This window comes from Nostoc sp. (genome assembly GCF_036918015.1).
Taxonomy (GTDB): domain Bacteria; phylum Cyanobacteriota; class Cyanobacteriia; order Cyanobacteriales; family Nostocaceae; genus Nostoc.
The window spans coordinates 51,736-70,580 of the sequence record NZ_JBALEO010000019.1 but is presented as its reverse complement, the minus strand read 5'-3'; the positions used below and the strand labels follow the sequence as shown (position 1 = coordinate 70,580).

The 18,845-nt window shown below is 40.1% G+C and carries 9 protein-coding genes; 6 read left to right on the top strand and 3 right to left on the bottom strand.

What is annotated here, in order from left to right:
• Positions 1-231: 231 nt before the first annotated feature.
• From V7K61_RS05360 to V7K61_RS05335, 6 genes are all read left to right on the top strand, one after another.
• A complete protein-coding gene (locus tag V7K61_RS05360) occupies positions 232-2,127 on the top strand; it encodes a CheR family methyltransferase (RefSeq protein ID WP_335051622.1) in 1,896 nt (631 codons plus the stop codon).
• Positions 2,128-3,465: 1,338 nt separating this feature from the next.
• A complete protein-coding gene (locus V7K61_RS05355) occupies positions 3,466-5,544 on the top strand; it encodes a PAS domain-containing hybrid sensor histidine kinase/response regulator (RefSeq protein ID WP_335051620.1) in 2,079 nt (692 codons plus the stop codon).
• A gap of 54 nt (positions 5,545-5,598) precedes the next feature.
• Positions 5,599-6,195 (top strand): tRNA-(ms[2]io[6]A)-hydroxylase, encoded by a 597-nt coding sequence (locus V7K61_RS05350; protein ID WP_335051618.1) that lies wholly within the window; start codon positions 5,599-5,601, stop codon positions 6,193-6,195.
• A gap of 18 nt (positions 6,196-6,213) precedes the next feature.
• Entirely contained in the window at positions 6,214-6,618 is a 405-nt protein-coding gene (locus V7K61_RS05345; protein WP_335051616.1) for a VOC family protein, read from the top strand.
• A 46-nt stretch (positions 6,619-6,664) separates the two neighbouring features.
• On the top strand, positions 6,665-7,876 hold the full coding sequence (cbiE, locus tag V7K61_RS05340) for a precorrin-6y C5,15-methyltransferase (decarboxylating) subunit CbiE (protein WP_335051614.1): 1,212 nt from the start codon (positions 6,665-6,667) through the stop codon (positions 7,874-7,876).
• Positions 7,877-8,442: 566 nt separating this feature from the next.
• Positions 8,443-14,061, top strand: a complete 5,619-nt coding sequence (locus V7K61_RS05335) for an ATP-binding sensor histidine kinase (RefSeq protein ID WP_335051612.1) — start codon at positions 8,443-8,445, stop codon at positions 14,059-14,061.
• 164 nt (positions 14,062-14,225) lie between these two features.
• Here the strand turns inward: V7K61_RS05335 and V7K61_RS05330 are convergent, their stop codons facing one another.
• The 3 genes from V7K61_RS05330 to V7K61_RS05320 all read right to left on the bottom strand — a co-directional run bounded on the left by V7K61_RS05330 (position 14,226) and on the right by V7K61_RS05320 (position 18,366).
• Positions 14,226-15,803 carry a flavin-containing monooxygenase gene (locus V7K61_RS05330; RefSeq protein ID WP_335051610.1) on the bottom strand — a complete coding sequence of 526 codons (1,578 nt, stop codon included), beginning with the start codon at positions 15,801-15,803 and terminating at the stop codon, positions 14,226-14,228.
• A 117-nt stretch (positions 15,804-15,920) separates the two neighbouring features.
• Complete coding sequence (locus tag V7K61_RS05325) at positions 15,921-17,585, bottom strand: tryptophan halogenase family protein (RefSeq protein ID WP_335051608.1); 1,665 nt, start codon at positions 17,583-17,585, stop codon at positions 15,921-15,923.
• A 67-nt stretch (positions 17,586-17,652) separates the two neighbouring features.
• Entirely contained in the window at positions 17,653-18,366 is a 714-nt protein-coding gene (locus V7K61_RS05320; protein ID WP_335051606.1) for a hypothetical protein, read from the bottom strand.
• Between the last annotated feature and the right edge of the window lie 479 nt (positions 18,367-18,845).

Here is an 18,845-nt window from a genome sequence, read left to right as displayed (position 1 = left end):
GTCTTTGATACTCATTAATGAGGCTTTGAACTCCTTTAATGAGTCTTTGATACTCATTAATGAGGCTTTGAACTCCTTTAATGAGTCTTTGATACGCATTAATGAGGTTCAGAACTCCTTTAATGAGGCTTTGAACTCCTTTGATACTCATTAAAGAGCCTTTGATACTTGCGGACGTAGCTTGGAACTTTTCCCCCTGCCCCCTGCCCCCTGCCCCCTGCTCCCTACCCTATGACTTCCGCAGAAAAAGATCCTAAATTTGAAAATCTACTGGTTTATCTCAGACAGAGCCGGGGATTTGATTTTACAGGCTATAAGCGCTCGACTTTGATACGTCGGGTACTCAAGCGGATGCAGTCATTAACCATAGAAAACTTTGAAGAATATCAAGACTATCTAGAAGTTTATCCAGAAGAATTCAATTATCTTTTCAACACTATTTTAATTAACGTCACTGCTTTTTTTCGAGATTCATCAGCTTGGGAATATATAGCAGAGCAAATATTGCCTAATCTGATTAAGAATAAAAAAACTTCCGAGCCAATCCGCATCTGGAGCGCTGGCTGTGCTTCTGGGGAAGAAGCTTATACCTTGGCAATGTTGATGACCCAAATATTGGGAGCAGAGGAATTTCGTCAACGAGTGAAAATCTACGCTACGGATGTAGATGAAGATGCTCTCAACCAGGCTAGGCAAGCTGTGTATTCAGCAAAAGATGTCCAAGCTGTGCCAGATGAACTGCGGCAGAAATACTTTGAGATGATCGGAAACCGCTATGTCTTCCGTCAAGACTTGCGCCGCTCAGTAATTTTTGGTCGCCACGATTTGCTTCAGGATGCGCCCATTTCGCGCTTAGATTTATTAGTCAGCCGCAATACATTAATGTATTTTAATTCTGAAACTCAAGGGCGAATTCTGGCGCGGTTTCATTTTGCACTCAATGATAATGGCTATCTGTTTTTGGGAAAAGCAGAGATGCTATTGATGCATTCTAATTTGTTTACGCCACTGGACTTGAAAAACCGGATATTTACTAAAGTATCGACGGTGAATTTACGCGATCGCCTGCTAGTTATGGCAAATTCAGTAGATGACGAATCTAGCAACCGTTTGGCTCGAAACCTCCGGCTGCGAGATATGGGTTTTGACACAACCCCAATCGCCCAAATAATCATTGATATCAATGGCATTCTGGTAATGGTGAATGAACAGGCGCGGACTTTGTTCGCCCTTTCCCCCAAAGATTTAGCTCGTCCCTTCCAGGATCTAGAACTTTCCTATCGGCCAGTTGAATTGCGATCGCTAATTGAACGAGCTTATACTGAACGCCGTCCTGTGAGCCTAACCAATGTAAAGCGCTATTTGTCTAACACAGAAACCCAATATCTGGATGTGCAAATTACGCCTTTACAAGAAACAGACACCAATTTTTTAGGAGTCAGTATTTCCTTTCATGATGTCACCCGTTATATTCAACTCCAAGATGCCCTGCAACGATCGCAACAGGAATTAGAAACTACTAACGAAGAATTACAATCTACTAATGAAGAATTGGAAACTACTAATGAAGAATTACAATCTACTAATGAAGAATTAGAAACTACCAATGAAGAGCTTCAATCCACCAATGAAGAATTGGAGACGATGAATGAAGAACTCCAATCTACTAATGAAGAATTACAGACAATTAATAACGAACTGAGCGAGCGCACTACAGAACTGAATCGCACAAATATTTTCCTCGGCTCTATTCTCAGGGGCTTCCAAACGGGAATAGTAGTAATTGACAGCAGCTTTAATATCTCTATTTGGAATTATATGGTCGAAGATTTATGGGGCTTGCGAACTGATGAAGTACTAGGAAAGTCTCTCTTCAGCCTAGACATTGGGCTACCAGTCGAGCAGTTGCGATCGCCTATCCGTGACTCTCTATCCGGGAAAAAACAGTTTCAAGAAATGATCCTTGATGCTACCAATCGTCGGGGTAGACAAATAAAATGTTACCTGGCAATTACTCCGTTGCTTGGCATTGAAATGCAAGGAGCAGTTTTGATGATGGTAGATATAGAGAGAGTCAATAGTATGATTTCTACTCAAGAGATAGAAGAACGTCGGCAGCAGGAATAAAACCAATCTTGACCGAACGATTTTAGATTTGAGATTTGAGATTTTGGATTAAAATGAAAATCTGAAATCTAAGAGGATGTTTGAAAAGTCCTGTTATTGGTAGCAAAAAGTTTTAGATCCCCCTAAATCCACGCCAGTTGCTCATGGGGGAAACCCCCATCGCCCTTGGCGTCTCCCCTTGGGAGAAGACCGCACTGGCTCCCCTTAAAAAGGGGGACTTTAAGAAGTTTTCCCCCCTTTTTAAGGCTACCGTGTATACACAAGTCTGAAATAGCTGAGTAACCAAGGATTTTACCCCACCCTAACCCTCCCCTTGTAAAGGGGAGGGAATTAGATTTTCCGGTTTCCCCCCAATACATCGGGGGGATTAAGGGGGGTAACTTGACTTGTGTGTACACCGTAGCCTTTTTAAGGGGGGCTAGGGGGGATCAAGATGTGCTGGAAATCACAGCTAACCACTTTTCAAACAACCTCTAAGCATATTGGGTTTCAAGCCTCTTATTTAAAAAAGAGGTTAATCTAAAAGACGCTCCTAAGTCGCTAACGCTACGCGATCGCAAATCCAAAATCCAAAATCTAAAATCGAGTGATATCATGTCCGCATAATTAGTTATGCTAACCACAGTCATTACACCCCTCCCCGCTCTTTGGCTATAGTGTACACACGTCTCTAAAAATCCTACCCACCCAATATTTCTGTTCAAGTGAAAGTCGCACACTGAGCAAATATTATGCCCAGAACTAAAGTTCTGGGCTGATAGCTAAAGTCCACTAAGCGTGGACTGAACTAAATTTCTTGTTTAGTCATCTAAAAGAAGACTTTCGCTATGAGACTCGGAATTTATTCCGAGGCGGAATAGATACACTGCACCAACACTTGTGTGTACACCGTAGGCTTGCGGGGAGGGGAGACAAAGCGTAGCTTTGGCGGGGTGGGGTTCTTTGGGTTTAATAAGCAATCAAGCGAACATGATATGACTCCTGAATTCTGAATTCTGACTTCTGACTTCTGACTTCTGACTTCTGACTTCTTCTTCAATGGCTTTTTTGCTGTATTTTTGCTGTATAATTAAGAATAGTTTCCTGTAAAGGTTGTTTTACAGGCGTAAAAGTCGTCTAACTATAAGTAGTGGTAAAGAGTTTAGTTAGACACATATTATTTTTTACAAACCATACAATAATTTGATGCTGTACATAAGCATTACGCTACAAATAGGCTAAAGCCTACAATTAACCTTTATTCCCGCATCTATTGCACGTATATGTCTTCCTGGGTCAGGGCACATACTTAGGGTTTTTAGGCATTTCCCTTATAAAAGAAGGCTAAGAAAAGTGCAAATGACCAAAGATAATTTTAAACGAGCCATTGTCGAGGCGCATCAGCGACTGGAAAATCTTTCACAGCTTGCAAGTCTGGCGGTAGAGAAATCTATAGGGCAGGATTCCCCTAAAGAGCTTTTACAACAAGCAATGACCGAAATCTCTATTTCTCTGGAAGAGTTACAGCAACAAAATGAGGAATTGATCGCTACACGCAATTTGGTAGAAGAAGAACGCCAACGTTATTACGATTTATTTAACTTTGCCCCAGATGGTTACTTGCTTACAGATGCTACTGGAATAATTCAGGAAGCTAACTATGCTGCGGCTAAGTTACTGAATGTGCGTCAGTCTTACCTAATTGGTAAACCAATGGCTGTGTTTGTGCATCAGACAGAACGGCAGAAGTTTCGTCAAATTATGCTGCAATTGCAACAGCACGGGCAAATCCGCAGAGAAGAGTTACAGATTTTTCATGAAGAAGGAATTACAGACTTTCCGGCAGAAATAACTGCGATCGCAGTAGAAGATAGTCAGGGTAAAACTGGAAACTTACGTTGGTTATTTAGAGACATTAGCGATCGCCACCAGCAAGAACAGAAAATTCGCGAACAAGCTGCCCTACTAGACATCACAACAGACGCAATTATTGTAGAAGATTTGCACAACCAAATCTTATTCTGGAATCAAGGCGCAGAGAAGATGTACGGCTGGCAAGTTCAAGAAGCTCAAGGAAAGAACACCTGGGAACTTTTATCTAAAAAAACCTCACCTCTACTATCAGCGGCTCAGAAAACTGTGATTGAGCATGGAACATGGCAGGGAGAGTTACATAAATTTACCAAAAATGGTAAAGAAATAATCATTGCTAGCCGCTGGACGTTGATGCTTGATGCCGTAGGCTTGCCGAAATCAATCCTAATTATTGACACCGATATCACCGAGAAAAAACAACTCGAAACTCACCTATTGCATAGTCAACGTTTAGAAAGCTTGGGCACTCTTGCCAGCGGTATTGCTCACGATCTCAACAATATTCTGACTCCAATCATGGGAATTGCTCATCTGCTGCCCCTAAAATATCCCCATCTTGATGACAGTTCGCTGCAAATGCTAAAGATACTAGAAACCAATGCCAAACGGGGCGGTGATTTAGTGGGGCAAATTTTGTCATTTACTCGTGGTTCTGAAAAAAAATTCACAATCCTATTAGTATCGCAACTGCTTGAAGACATTAAACAGATACTCCAACAGACATTCCCCAAATTCATCGACATCAACACAGACATAACGCCAGATATCGGGATGGTTTTCGGAGACAACACTGAACTGCATCAGGTGTTAATGAACCTAGTAGTCAATGCTCGTGATGCTATGCCCAATGGTGGTAAACTCTGCATTTCTGCCACCAAGCTATTCATCGATGAAAACCATGCCAGGATGCACATAGGCGCAACAGCGAATTCCTACGTGAAGATTACAGTTGCTGATACTGGAGTTGGCATTGACTCAGAAATTATCGATCGGATTTTTGATCCCTTTTTCACCACCAAAGAAGTGGGTAAGGGTACAGGATTGGGTTTATCTATCTTGATGAGCATCGTTAAAAGCCACGGCGGTTTTGTGGAAGTAGCCAGCGAGGTAGGAATTGGGACTAAATTCCAAGTATATCTGCCAAGCAAGGAGGGCAGTATTTCTCAAAAAATAGAGGAGATAGAACTGCCAAGAGGTCACGGAGAATTGATTTTAGTTGTTGATGATGAAGTAGCCATAACTCAGATCGCCAAAACCACACTGGAAATCCATAACTACAAGGTATTGACTGCCCAAAATGGGATTGAGGCCATTGCCCTGTACACCGAGCAGAAAGATGAAATTAGGCTAGTGCTGATAGATATGATGATGCCGTCAATGGGTGGGGAAACAGTCATCAGCAGCTTGCAAATCATCAACCCACAAGTGCAAATTATTGCCATGAGTGGATTAGCTAACTCTGAGGCATTAATCCAAACTACGGGTGTTGAGATCCAAGGCTTTTTAGCGAAACCCTTCACCGCAGAGCAGTTATTGAACTTTGTCCAAAGAATATTCCGCTAAAATCAATTTGCTAGGATACTCAGCCAAATTTAAATTCTGGAGTTTTTTGACTCTGTGCTTACTCAGTTAACGACTATCAACGCCCTGAAACAGCCCACTAGTTCTGCTTGGGTTGAACAAGCGATCGCTAATTTAGATATCATCTTACTCGACCACTCCCACTGCGAACGCAAAGCAGCAGGTGTGGCCTTGAACATGATGTTTCGCTACCCTTCCAATACTAAAATGGTGCGGGAGTTAACTGCGATCGCCCGCGAAGAATTAGAACACTTTGAGCTAGTCAACCAATGGTTAGAACGCCGGAATATTCCCCTAGCTCCTCTACCACCACCTCCCTACGGCGCGGGTTTAAAATCTCAAGTACGCCCCAAAGAACCTGAGCGATTTCTGGATTCCTTACTAGTCACTGGTTTAATCGAAGCTCGCTCTCACGAACGCCTGGGACTATTAGCCGCTCACTGTCCAGAGCCAGAGTTAGCAAAATTTTATCGTGGGCTAATGGCATCCGAAGCGCGCCACTACGGTATATATTGGGTTTTAGCTGCTACTTATTTCGACAAAGAAATTGTCATGCAGCGGCTTGATGAATTAGCAATTGTCGAAAGCGAGTTGCTAGCGACTTTGCACCCAGAACCTAGAATTCACAGTTAGTAGACTAACCCAACAGATATGAAGCTTCAGCTAACACACCTGAGACTGCTTGTCTCCAACTACAAAGATTCTTTTCTGTTCTACCGGGATCTGCTGAAATTTGATGTCGATTGGGGCGATGAAGATAGCGGATATGCTGAGTTTAATACCGGATATCTCAAGCTGGGTTTACTCAAACAAGAATTAATGGCCGAAGTAGTCCCCAGAATTGAACAGCCTTCATACATTGTCAATCGAGATAAAATTATCTTGATTTTGGCAGTGGATAATGTGGATGAGGTCTATGAGCTAGTAAAGGATCAAAATGCGCTCGTTGTGACTCAACCACAAGATCGCCCAAGCTGGGGAATCCGCACAGCTCATTTGCGCGATCCTGATGGCAATTTGATCGAAATCTACAACAATCTCGGAATTATCAGTTAAAAATTCGCTGCCAACAAGGTTATGAAGTAATTAATCATGAATTAGCATGATACAAAAATGGCTTTCTATTGTTGGCATTGGGGAAGATGGATTACAGGGGTTAAGCGCGATCGCTCGTTCTTTAATCGATCAAGCTCAAGTAATTGTGGGAGGCGATCGCCATTTAGCAATGCTTCCTACAGACGATCGACGTGAGAAAGTAGTCTGGACATCTCCCATTAGCACTTCTGTAGACGAAATCATCCAGCGTCGGGGGCAGTCAATCTGCGTACTCGCAAGCGGCGATCCGATGTGTTACGGCATTGGTGTCACCTTGATACGGCGCATTCCTGTCTCTGAAATGACGATTATCCCCGCACCTTCAGCCTTCAGCCTCGCCTGTGCTAGGGTGGGATGGTCTTTAACTGAGGTGGAAACTTTAAGTTTGAATGGTCGTCCATCCTCCCTACTCCAGTCTTACATTTATCCAAAAGCGCGGCTGTTGATTTTGAGTGAGGGTAAAGACACACCAGCGATCGTTGCTCAAATTTTGACAAATCGCGGCTATGGTGGCAGTAAAATCACCGTATTGGAGCGTATGGGTGGCGCTCATGAAAGAATTGTAGAAGGTACGGCTGCATCTTGGAGTGAAACTGAAGTTGCAATGTTGAATGCGATCGCAGTTGATTGTATTGCTGATACTGGGGTTATCCCATTACCAAGATTGCCAGGATTACCAGATAATGCCTACCACCATGATGGACAATTAACGAAGCGTGAAGTTAGGGCAATTACCCTTGCAGCATTAGCACCCACACCGGGAGAATTATTGTGGGATGTGGGCGCGGGTTGCGGCTCAATTTCAATTGAATGGATGCGGAGTAATGCGCGATGTCGAGCGATCGCGATCGAACAAAATTCTTCTAGACTACTATATATTGCCGATAACGCCGCCACTCTCGGTACTCCAAATCTGCAAATCATTGAAGGGAAAGCGCCCCATACCCTGAAAGATTTGCCAGCACCAGATGCCATTTTTATTGGTGGTGGGGTTACAGCAACGGGACTTTTTGATATTTGCTGGGAAGCACTGCGGCCGGGTGGACGTTTAGTGGCTAATGTTGTAACAGTAGAGGGTGAGCAAACTTTATTTCAATGGTATGAACGAGTCGGTGGCGATTTAACTCGTATTGCCATCCAACGGGCAGAACCTATTGGTAAATTTTTGGGTTGGCGAGCAATGGCGGCTGTGACGCAATGGGTAGTAGTGAAGTCTTAAAAATTGAATAAAGTTATGAGTGCGATCGCTTTTGTAATTTGGTGATAACTTACGTAAATTCTCGTTTTGTTATACACAGTATAGTTTATAAAATGTATCTTGCTGTGAAAACTATGAACAATTGTGAGTATATTCTCTACCTCTAGATACAGCAAAATCAATATCTGTCTGCGGTTAAGATATCTAAGACTTATTTCAAATCACAGCATTTTTCAATTTTCGATTTTTGAAGAAACCAAACATAAATAGCCACTCATTACCCGTTAATACACTGATATTCTTATACCTCATATCATGTCCGCTTGATTGCTTATTAAAGCACCCCCCCAAAGCTACGCTTTGTCTCCCCTCCCGAAGAGCGGGGAGGGGTTGGGGGTGGGGTGTAATGACTGTGGTTAGCATAACTAATTATGCGGACATGATATCAGTTACGTACAATCTGCTACCAATCGGTTATTAATAACCCTACTTTTCAACACCTGACAAAATTCCATTACTCACTGATAGTAGCTACTATGCTCTGGGTATACTAAACCATAGAAAGAAAATTATCATAATTAAATGCAATGCTAGTAGAATCAGATAAAGTATTTCCTATACTTGGCTATCGCATTATTAAGCAATTATATTCAGGTAAGAAAACCTTAGTTTATCAAGCTATCAGAGAAAGAGATCGGCAATCAGTTATTTTAAAATTGATGCGTAATGAAGATCCTAACTTTGCTGAAATTAATCAGTTTCACAATCAATACACTATTACCCAAAACCTTGATATTCCAGGTATAGTCAAACCAATAAACCTAGAAAAATATCACAATAGATATGTGATAGTAATGGAAGATTTTGGTGGCGTTGCCCTTAATCTCTGGCAGCACGATGAGCAGAAAAAAGGAAATTATTCTGTTTCATTGAGTGAGTTTCTCGGTATTGCCATTGAAATTAGTGCAACTTTAGAACAGCTACATCGCCATCGCATCATTCACAAAGATATCAAACCCGCTAACATTTTAATTCATCCGCTAACAGGTAAGACTAGAATCATCGATTTTAGTATTGCTACTCTATTACCAAAAGAAATTCAATTTCTCACAAATCCCAACGTACTAGAAGGTACTCTAGCTTATATTTCCCCTGAACAAACAGGACGCATGAATCGAGGTATAGACTACCGTACCGACTTTTATTCTTTGGGTATCACCTTCTTTGAATTACTAACAGGGCAGTTACCCTTCAGTACAACTGACCCGATGGAGTTAGTCTACTCTCACATTGCCAAAGAACCGCCACCAGCCAGCCATATTAACTCCAATATTCCCACAATTTTATCGGATATTATCAGCAAGCTGATGGCAAAAAATGCCGAAGACCGATATCAGAGCGCTCATGGACTCAGGTATGACTTGGAGAGATGTCAAAACCAATGGCAAGAGAAAGGAAATATTACAGCCTTTGAATTAGGAATTCGGGATATCTCAAATCATTTTGCCATTCCTGAAAAACTTTATGGTCGTCAAAGAGAGATTGAAATTCTCCTCACTACTTTTGACCGAGTGACAAAGGGAAGCACGGAAATGATTTTAGTCTCTGGTTACTCAGGGATTGGTAAAACTGCTGTGGTTAATGAAGTCCACAAACCCATTGCCAGACAGCGTAGTTACTTCATCAAAGGAAAATTTGACCAATTCCAACGTGATATCCCGTTGTCAGGATTGGTGCAAGCTTTGCGAGATTTAATTAGTCAAATACTTTCCGAAACAGACGCCCAAATTCAACAGTGGAAAACCAAAATTTTATCGGCATTGAGTACGCAATCTCAGGTAATCATTAATGTAATTCCTGAACTTGAAATAATTATTGGCAAACAACCACCATCTGCTGAACTTGCTGGTAGCGCTGCTCAAAATCGCTTCAATTTATTGTTCCAGAGATTTATCCAAGTGTTCTCTACTAAAGATCATCCTCTGGTCATCTTTCTAGATGATTTGCAATGGGCAGATACGGCTTCCTTGAAGTTTATTCAATTATTAATGGATGGAATTTCTTCTCAGTTTGCTAAGGATACAGAGAATCTCTCTGAAAATAAAAGTAGTTTACTACTAATTGGTGCCTATAGAGATAATGAAGTCTCAAATCTACATCCGCTACATTTAACACTACAAAAAATTGTCAATATAGGAGGAGTAATTAATACAATTAAACTCTTACCTTTAAGTCAGATTGATTTAAATCATCTAATTGCTGATACGCTGCGTTGTCCAGAATTCATTGCTGTGCCTCTGACTCAAATGGTGTTTTTTAAAACTAAAGGAAACCCCTTCTTTACATCTCAATTCCTCAAACTATTATATGATGATGGACTAATTGAATTAGATTTTGATGCAGGTCATTGGAAGTACGATATTAACAAAATTAAAACCTTATCTCTTACAGATGATGTCGTAGAGTTTATGGGCATACAAATAGGAAGATTGCCCCAAAATGTACAAAATGTATTGAAAATATCTGCTTGTATTGGTAATGAGTTTGACTTAAAAACATTGTCACTTGTTAATGAAAAATCTTTAATAGATACTGCATCTGACTTATGGCAAGCATTACTTGAAGGACTGATTATACCTCAGAAAGATGTTTGTAATTTTACACCAGAAACTGATAGACAACTATTAAGCTTTTCAACTAGAGAATCGGAAAATTTATCACTTACTAATGCCCAACTGCCAAAATATAAATTCGTACATGATAGAGTTCAGCAAGCAGCTTATTCTCTAATTCCCAAAGACCAAATCAAGCAAATACACTTAAAAATTGGGCTGCTTCTCTTGAAAAACACTCCAGTTGCCGAACGGGAAGAAAATATTTTTGAGCTTGTCAATCATTTAAATATTGCAGCCGAATTTATCACCCATCAAGCTAAACGTAATGAGTTAGCTGAAATGAGTCTAATTGCTGGACGTAAAGCTTTAGTATCAACAGCTTATTCATCGGCACTTAAGTATTTAACTACTGGAATTGAGCTACTAGCAGATGATAGTTGGGAGATAAAATATGAGCTAACTCTAGCTTTGTATGAAATAGCAACAGAAGCAGCATACTTGGCTGGTGAGTTTGAGCAGATGGAGAAATTGGCAAAGGTGGTATTAGTAAGAGCTAAAACACTCTTAGAAAAAGTGAAAGTCTATGAAGTAAAAATTCAGGCTTATGGCGCACAGGGTCAAGCACTAGAAGCTGTTAACCTTGCACTAGGATTTTTAAAATTATTAGGAGTACACTTTCCCTGTAATCCTCAGCAGTCTGATATTGAAATAGCATTAGCAGAAACAGCATCGCATCTAAGCGGCAGGAGTATTGAAGACTTAATTAACTTACCCCAAATGACGGACTCTCGGTCATTAGTAGTGATACGTATATTATCTAATATAACTGCTTTTACCTACACAGTTGTTCCCACATTGTTTCCATTAATAGTTCTGAATCAGACCAACTTATCGATTAAATATGGCAATGCATCTTTATCTGCATTCGTGTATGTTGCTTATGGGGTTATATTGTGCAGTGTAGTGGGAGATATTGAGTCTGGCTATAGATTTGGCAAGCTGGCTGAAAGTATGTTGACCAAATTCCAAACTCAAGAAGTTATGCTGAAGGTAGTTCAAACATTTAATCAACTCATCAAACCCTGGAAAGAACATGTTAGAAATACACTAAAACCTCTAATAGAAGCTTACTCTAATAATTTGGAAACAGGAGATTTAGAATTTGGGGCTTATTGTCTTTATACGTACTCATATTATGCATATTTTATTGGTAAGGAATTAGCTCCTCTTGAGCGACAAATGGCAACACATAGCAATGCTATAAAACAAATCAAGCAAGAGCGGATTTTTCATTGGAATGAGATATATCGACAGATGGTGTTGAATTTGTTAGGTTCTTCAGAAAATTCTTGCTGTTTAATTGGTGACGCATATAATGAGCAAACAATGTTACCGATTCATATAGCGACTAATGATGGGGCTGCAATTTTTTACTTATTTATTTGTAAGCTGCAACTATGTTACCTGTTTACAGATTATTCCCAAGCACTTGAAAGTTCTATGAAAGCAGAACAGTATTTATATGCTGGATTAGGAATGATCCTCAGTGCTCAATTCTATTTTTATGATTCATTAGTACAGCTTGCTTTGTACCCTGATGTTGATGAAGATAAACAACAAAAAATCCTCAAAAAAGTTATAGCAAATCAGGAAAAAATAGCACATTGGGCACATCATGCTCCAATGAATTATTTACATAAATTTTATTTAGTAGAGGCGGAACGGCATCGAGTTCTTGGTCAATATGTTGAAGCGATAGATAATTATGAGAATGCTATTTCTCTTGCCAAAGAAAATGAGTACATTAACGAAGAAGCTCTGGCTTGCGAATTAGCGGCTATATTTTATCTCAAATGGGGTAAACAAAGAATTGCCCAATTCTATCTCACTGATGCCTATTATTGCTATGTTCGCTGGGGAGCATTAGCCAAAGTTTATGACTTGCAAAAACGCTATCCTCAATTACTTCTGCCTATGATTCAGCAAGAAGAACTTACCTATTCTTACAGTGAAAAAAATCTACCTGAACTGAGTTTACACCTATCTACACTTAGCAATAAATCTAGTCTGGTGACGAATGAAACTGTCATTGGCTCCAACACTAGTATTTCAGATATGTTAGATTTGGGAACTGTCATTAAAGCTTCCCAAGCAGTGTCTGGAGAGATTGAATTGGAGGCACTCCTTTCTACTTTAATGGAAGTTGTGATGGAGAATGCAGGAGCTTCTAAATGTGTGCTGATATTGAGTGAAGCTAATAACTTAGACTTAACTATTGCTGCAATTAGTTCTGCTTCCACTTTTAGAGATACTCACACAGAGTTTTTATCTATTCCTTTCGAGTCTACCGATCTTGTTCCTATCTCTTTGATTAATTATGTCAAACGAACCCAAGAAATATTAGTAATTGATGACATTAAAGATAAAGCTTACTTTGCGGTAGATAATTATATTAAACGTGAGGAACCCAAAAGCATATTATGTATTCCAATGCTTAATCAAGGTAAATTGCTGGGACTGATTTATCTAGAAAATAATTTAACTACAGGAGCATTTACACGCGATCGCCTAGAAGTTCTCAAGCTTTTAACTATCCAAGCTGCAATCTCTTTAGAAAATGCCATTCTCTACAATAATTTGGCTGAAGCGAATGAGCAATTGGCGGATTACAGTCATATATTAGAGGAAAGGGTGGTAGTAAGAACAGCAGAACTTAACGAAAAAAATCAGCATCTGCAAGAAGCTCTAGAAGAATTACAAAGTACCCAAAGTAAATTAATTCAGAGTGAAAAAATGTCTTCATTAGGGCAAATGGTGGCGGGAATTGCCCATGAAATTAATAACCCTATCAATTTTATTCATGGTAATATCACTCACGCAACTGACTATGTTCAACAATTGCTAGATTTGATTAATCTCTATCAGCAACAATATCCCCATCCCTCAGAAATAGTGGAGCAAAAAATCGAGGAAATGGATGTAGAATTCTTGACAGAAGACCTTCCAAGAGTTCTCGATTCGATGAAGGTGGGAAGTTCCCGTATCCGAAATATTATTCTGAGCTTACGTAACTTCTCTCGTCTAGATGAATCGGAAATGAAGCCTGTCAATATCCATGAAGGCATCGACAGTACTCTAATGATTTTGCAGCACCGACTAAAAGAAAATAATAATCGCGCGGAAATTGAAGTATTCAAAGAATACGCACAACTGCCGGATATTCTTTGCTATGCTGGTCAACTAAACCAAGTGTTTATGAATATTTTAAGTAATGCGATCGATGCTTTAGAAGATTACAACAATGGAGAAGATTCTCCAAGGAAAAATCCCCAAATTCGTATTCGTACTGAATTAGGAGAAGTAAACACGTTGAAGATTCGGATTGCTGATAACGGCTATGGTATGACTGCACAGGTGATGCAGAAAATATTTGATCCATTTTTTACCACTAAGGCAGTAGGAAGTGGTACGGGGTTGGGGTTGTCAATTAGCTATCAAGTGGTAGTAGACAAACACAAGGGTCAGTTAAGCTGTGAATCAACTCTGGGAGAGGGGACTGAGTTTGTGATTGAGATTCCACTGCAACAATAAGGGAACTCCAAGAAATAAATTATCCAATTTGGATATTTTTTTATTTGGAAGTCTCTAAGACAAGCTAATGATACTGGAAAATTTACGTGAGTCTCTGTTGGAGACTCACGTAAATTTAGCATAGGGTTCGGGTGAGAACTTCACCGAACCGTATTCGGAAGATATCAACGAACGCTTGTCACCTCTACATTTGCCGCGATGGGCATAGCCCCGCCGGAGGCGATCGCCAAATCATTGAGAGATGGATGTTGTTTTTGTTTTGCTTGTAATTCCTCACCCAAATGCTTGTAAGCAGATGGATCTATTGGCATCAAAAACTCCCCAACCAAGTTCCCTGGTTGACGGCGGCTACTCAAACCCATATCCTGAAGCAACTCATCAATGTAATGGAATGTAAAAGGAGTTACACACGCTCCACTGACGAAAGCATAAGGTCTATCTTTCTTCCTCCATTCCAACTGTGCTGTTACGTCCTCTAGCATCTGTTGCGGGGATGGTAAAGGCATATTTCCTTTGATATACTCTGATAACCATCTCGCACCAATTTCTGCTGATAACTGGGCACAGAAAGTATAGTTATAACCAACAAAACCCATCTGGGGAACATGAGGGTGAATGAGATGGCGGTAAAGATGGATAGTGCCTTGCTCATCAAATACGTGTCTGCGGTACTTCTCTTCTAAAAAGGGGATATCCTGAAGAAAACCTGTGCCAAAGACAACAACATCTGCCTGTATTTTCTCGCCGTTACCCAATTCGACGCCAGTAGCAAAAAACTTGTCGATTTTTGTCTTCACAGCACGAATTTTGCCTGCGCGTATATGCTCAAAAAAGCCTTTAGGTACTAAGCCGATACTACAACCAATTAATTTGTTCATCGGTTGTTTGGGTAACATCCCACAAGCATCAAAGGGAAACTGCAAGCGCAGGATAGTCTCATTTAGTCGCCAGAATGCCCATACCAGTGGCTTCCCAAAAGTATGCAGCCACTTTTCCCATCCTTGAAGTTTATGATAGGGCATCCAAGTTTCTGCAAACCGAGTCAAGAAAATATACTTGATGTTGAACAAACCGAGAAAGAAGTTGGGAAATTTCCACAACGCTTGACGGAACACAAGGGTACATTCCTTAGCCTTGCTAGCTGCGAGATTCGCTAAATCGGTAGCTGACTTGCCAAAACCGACAACAACCACTCGCTTACCCTCAATTACAGAGCCGTCATTAAAGTCGTTAGTATGTATTACCTGACCTCCGGCAGCAATAAACTCTTCCATCCCCGGCAAGTTAGGAATGTAGGGAATATCATAAAGACCATTGCACACAATTACAAAGTCGAACTCGTAATTTTGTTTTTTGATCTCCTTACCATCTTCTTGAAAGCTAACATTAACAATCCATCCAGGGGTATTTCCTGATTTGCGCTCCACTTTAGTTACGTTTGCACCGAACTGAATTTTTTCTGTGACACCAAAGTGTTGGGCATAGGATTCAAGGTAAGCGCATATTTGCTCTCCTGAAGGCCATTCTGGATAAGAGGCAGGCATAGGATAGTCTGAGAAAGCATAGGTGTCTCTGGGATTTTGGATCGACAGTCCTGGGTAAGTTCTCGACCTTTCCCACACACCACCAAGTCCCTGCCGCTTCTCGAACAATGTAACTTCATAACCTTCTTCAAGAAACGTCTTGGCTGAGACTAATCCGCTCACTCCTGCCCCAATCACGCATATTTGTTTCGCTGTCATCTTGGATTTTCCTTAATTATTATCGGACGGAAAAGTACACGGAGTAAGGGCAATTCATGAATTGCCCTTACCTACCTGAAAATTAAAGTTTTGACTATTGTTTGCGTAAATCCTATATTAAATTGGCACAGGAATTTGATATGCGCTATCGTTAACTGATGAAGTCGGAAAATGATTGTCGCGGAGGTATTCTGACTGTTCTTGAGACTTGATTACATAAGTTAAGTATTCATATTGCGAGGGTAGATTTTTGCTCAGGTAATTGGCTTTTTCCTTAATTGCCTGAAATTTAGCTAGCGCCTTCTCGTCGTCAAGATGCTCCAGCAGAGGTAAACTGCCTTCAGGCTTATGATTGAGTCCAAGTAACATTACCGAATAAGAGTATGTCTCGAAGCCATGAAAATATGGATTGATATTCTTTTTATTTGGTAATCTGCTTCTCCACAACTTTAACTTTTCTTGCAGTTCCGCAGGAACTTTAATTTCTTGCTTAGTTGCTTGCCAAAACTTTGTATCTGCTCGATCGCTGGCACGGTAATGGAGTACCAAAAAGTCCCGAACACCATCTAGACAGTTAGCGATCGCTCTATTATAGTTGCGGATCAACTCTTCATTGAACGACTTCCCTGGAAAGTGATTGACTAACTCTTCAATTCCATGCTGAATAAAAAATATCCCAGTAGATTCCAATGGTTCAACAAATCCACTGGAAAGCCCTATTGCTACACAGTTTTTCACCCATGAGTTTCTGTTACGTCCAATCCTCATCTGGATATGAGAGGCTTTGCAATTATCAGCGACATTTCCTAGATGCTGGCGAAATTCTTGTTCTGCTTCCTCCGCAGAGATGAAGGCGCTGGAATAAACATACCCTGTACCATCTCTACCATACAAAGGTATATTCCAGACCCAACCTGATGAGAGAGCAGTTGCAGTTGTGTAAGGGTTGATGCCATTTTTCTGAATATCGGTTGGTATCTGCATAGCGATCGCGCGATCGCACAGTAGCGACTCTGAATAAGAAATGAATGGCTCACCAAGAGCTTGGTTAATCAAAAGACCACGGAAACCAGTACAGTCAATGAAAAGGTCTCCACTGATAATGCCATGCTCGTTAGTCTTGAGACTGTCTATACTTCCATCCTCAGTTAAATTTACATCTACCACATCATCAACAATTTGTTTCACGCCCCTCTGTATTGAATAATCTTTCAAGAACCTAGCAATTAGATTCGCATCAAAATGGTAGGCGTAAGGATACTGCCCTTCAGCATCAGCAAGTGTTATGAGATTTTTTTCAGAAAAATGTTTATCTGAGAATAAATGTTCTACTCTATCATCAAAGATTTTGCCGTTAAGATATCTAGGAGACCTTTGACGATCGCACAGCGTCGGTGCCATGAAGCAGGAGTAATCAAATGGCTCATTGGCACTCTTAAGTTTCAACCACCATTCAGAGATACTGAATCCATCAATAAAATCAAATCTTTCAAAAGGGTGGTAAAAGTGTCTTCTATCTGAATTCCAATCAACAAATTTAATCCCCATCTTATAAGTAGCATTGCATTTTGGCATCCATTCATACTCTTGTAATCCCAGAAAATCAAAAAATGACTTGATGCTACTAAAAGTTGCTTCCCCAACTCCAACCTTGGTAATATTAGAAGACTCTACCAGAGTAATCTGAATATTCTTTTTCAAGGCTTTGCTCAAATAAGCTGCCGTCATCCAACCTGCCGATCCACCACCAACAATTACAACATTTTGTATATGCTGTGACATAGTAAATTTTCTCCTTGCGGCTTTAATTAGGTATTAATTGTCAATTTCAAGAAGCTGGGTCGTTAATTTATGCAGCTATCAATGGTTGCTCAATTTTATGGGTTTTGGCATATACCAAAAGACTATTTGCAAATTGGGTGAAAACTGTAAATAAGTTCTCAACCATTTCAAAAGCTTCTTGTTGGGCTGCTTCTGATAGTTGAATATCTTGTAAGAATTGATCTATTCCAGATGAACCTTTCATGTGACCAGTTTCAACATCCAAATGTAAATCTGCAAAGTATCGGCATTGTTTTTGGGTAATTGTTTTAATTTCTTTGCCAATCTCTGCTGCTATGGACAACATTATATTGCCCGTTGCTTCAGTAACTTGAATGACTATTATTTTTTGGATAGGAGTAGCTTGCGAAGTATGTCGATAGAGTTGATAGTTCAACCAGCGAGCATTCTGAGTTTCTTCACTCCAAAGAAATTTCAACGCATCACTAAATTGCAAGGTTTTGTCAAATTCTAGGTTCTTCAAATCTTCCAGAAACCACAGCCAATGATCGTCATCTTCATAAGTATACTTGTTAATTAATGTCTGAATTGGATCGTTTGTTGGTTCTACTCGCAAAAAATACTTATTCAGTTCTGCAAAATTCATAATAAAATGAGCAGCGCAGGGTGCCCAAGCTAACCTTTGTCTGGGATTTATACTTTTATCTTGCATAAAAGTAAACAAAGGCAATTGAGCAAATTCTTGTTTTTTTTGTTCAATCAATGCTAGTACTTGTTGCATTTTTAATTGTGTCGATTTTCAATGTTTAATATTCAAGCAGAAGTAACTTTTTGACTTTATTTTGAGAAGGCAATCTGCCCAAGCTTTGGTTGTTAAATTCCCAAAAATTTTTGATAGTCATTAGCTCAAAGCCCACTATTTGAATAGCAAATAATAGACCTCTTGCAAAAGTCCCTAACACCCCACCCCCAACCCCTCCCCGCTCTTCGGGAGGGGAGACAAAGCGTAGCTTTGGCGGGGTGGGGTTCTTTCTTATTTTTGATTTATGCAAGAGGTCTAATGTCTACTTTGTTATATTGCAATACAGTTTAGTTAAGAGTGTGTAGATAATTGGTCTTTGAAGAACTGATAAATCTCGCTCGCATCTACACAGGGTTTTAGGTGTATTGTGTTATATCGTATTGAGGCTAACGCTAAATTGTAACCAGCTAATTTACTGTTATTGTTTTTACTTTAACTTCAACATATCTATGTAATAA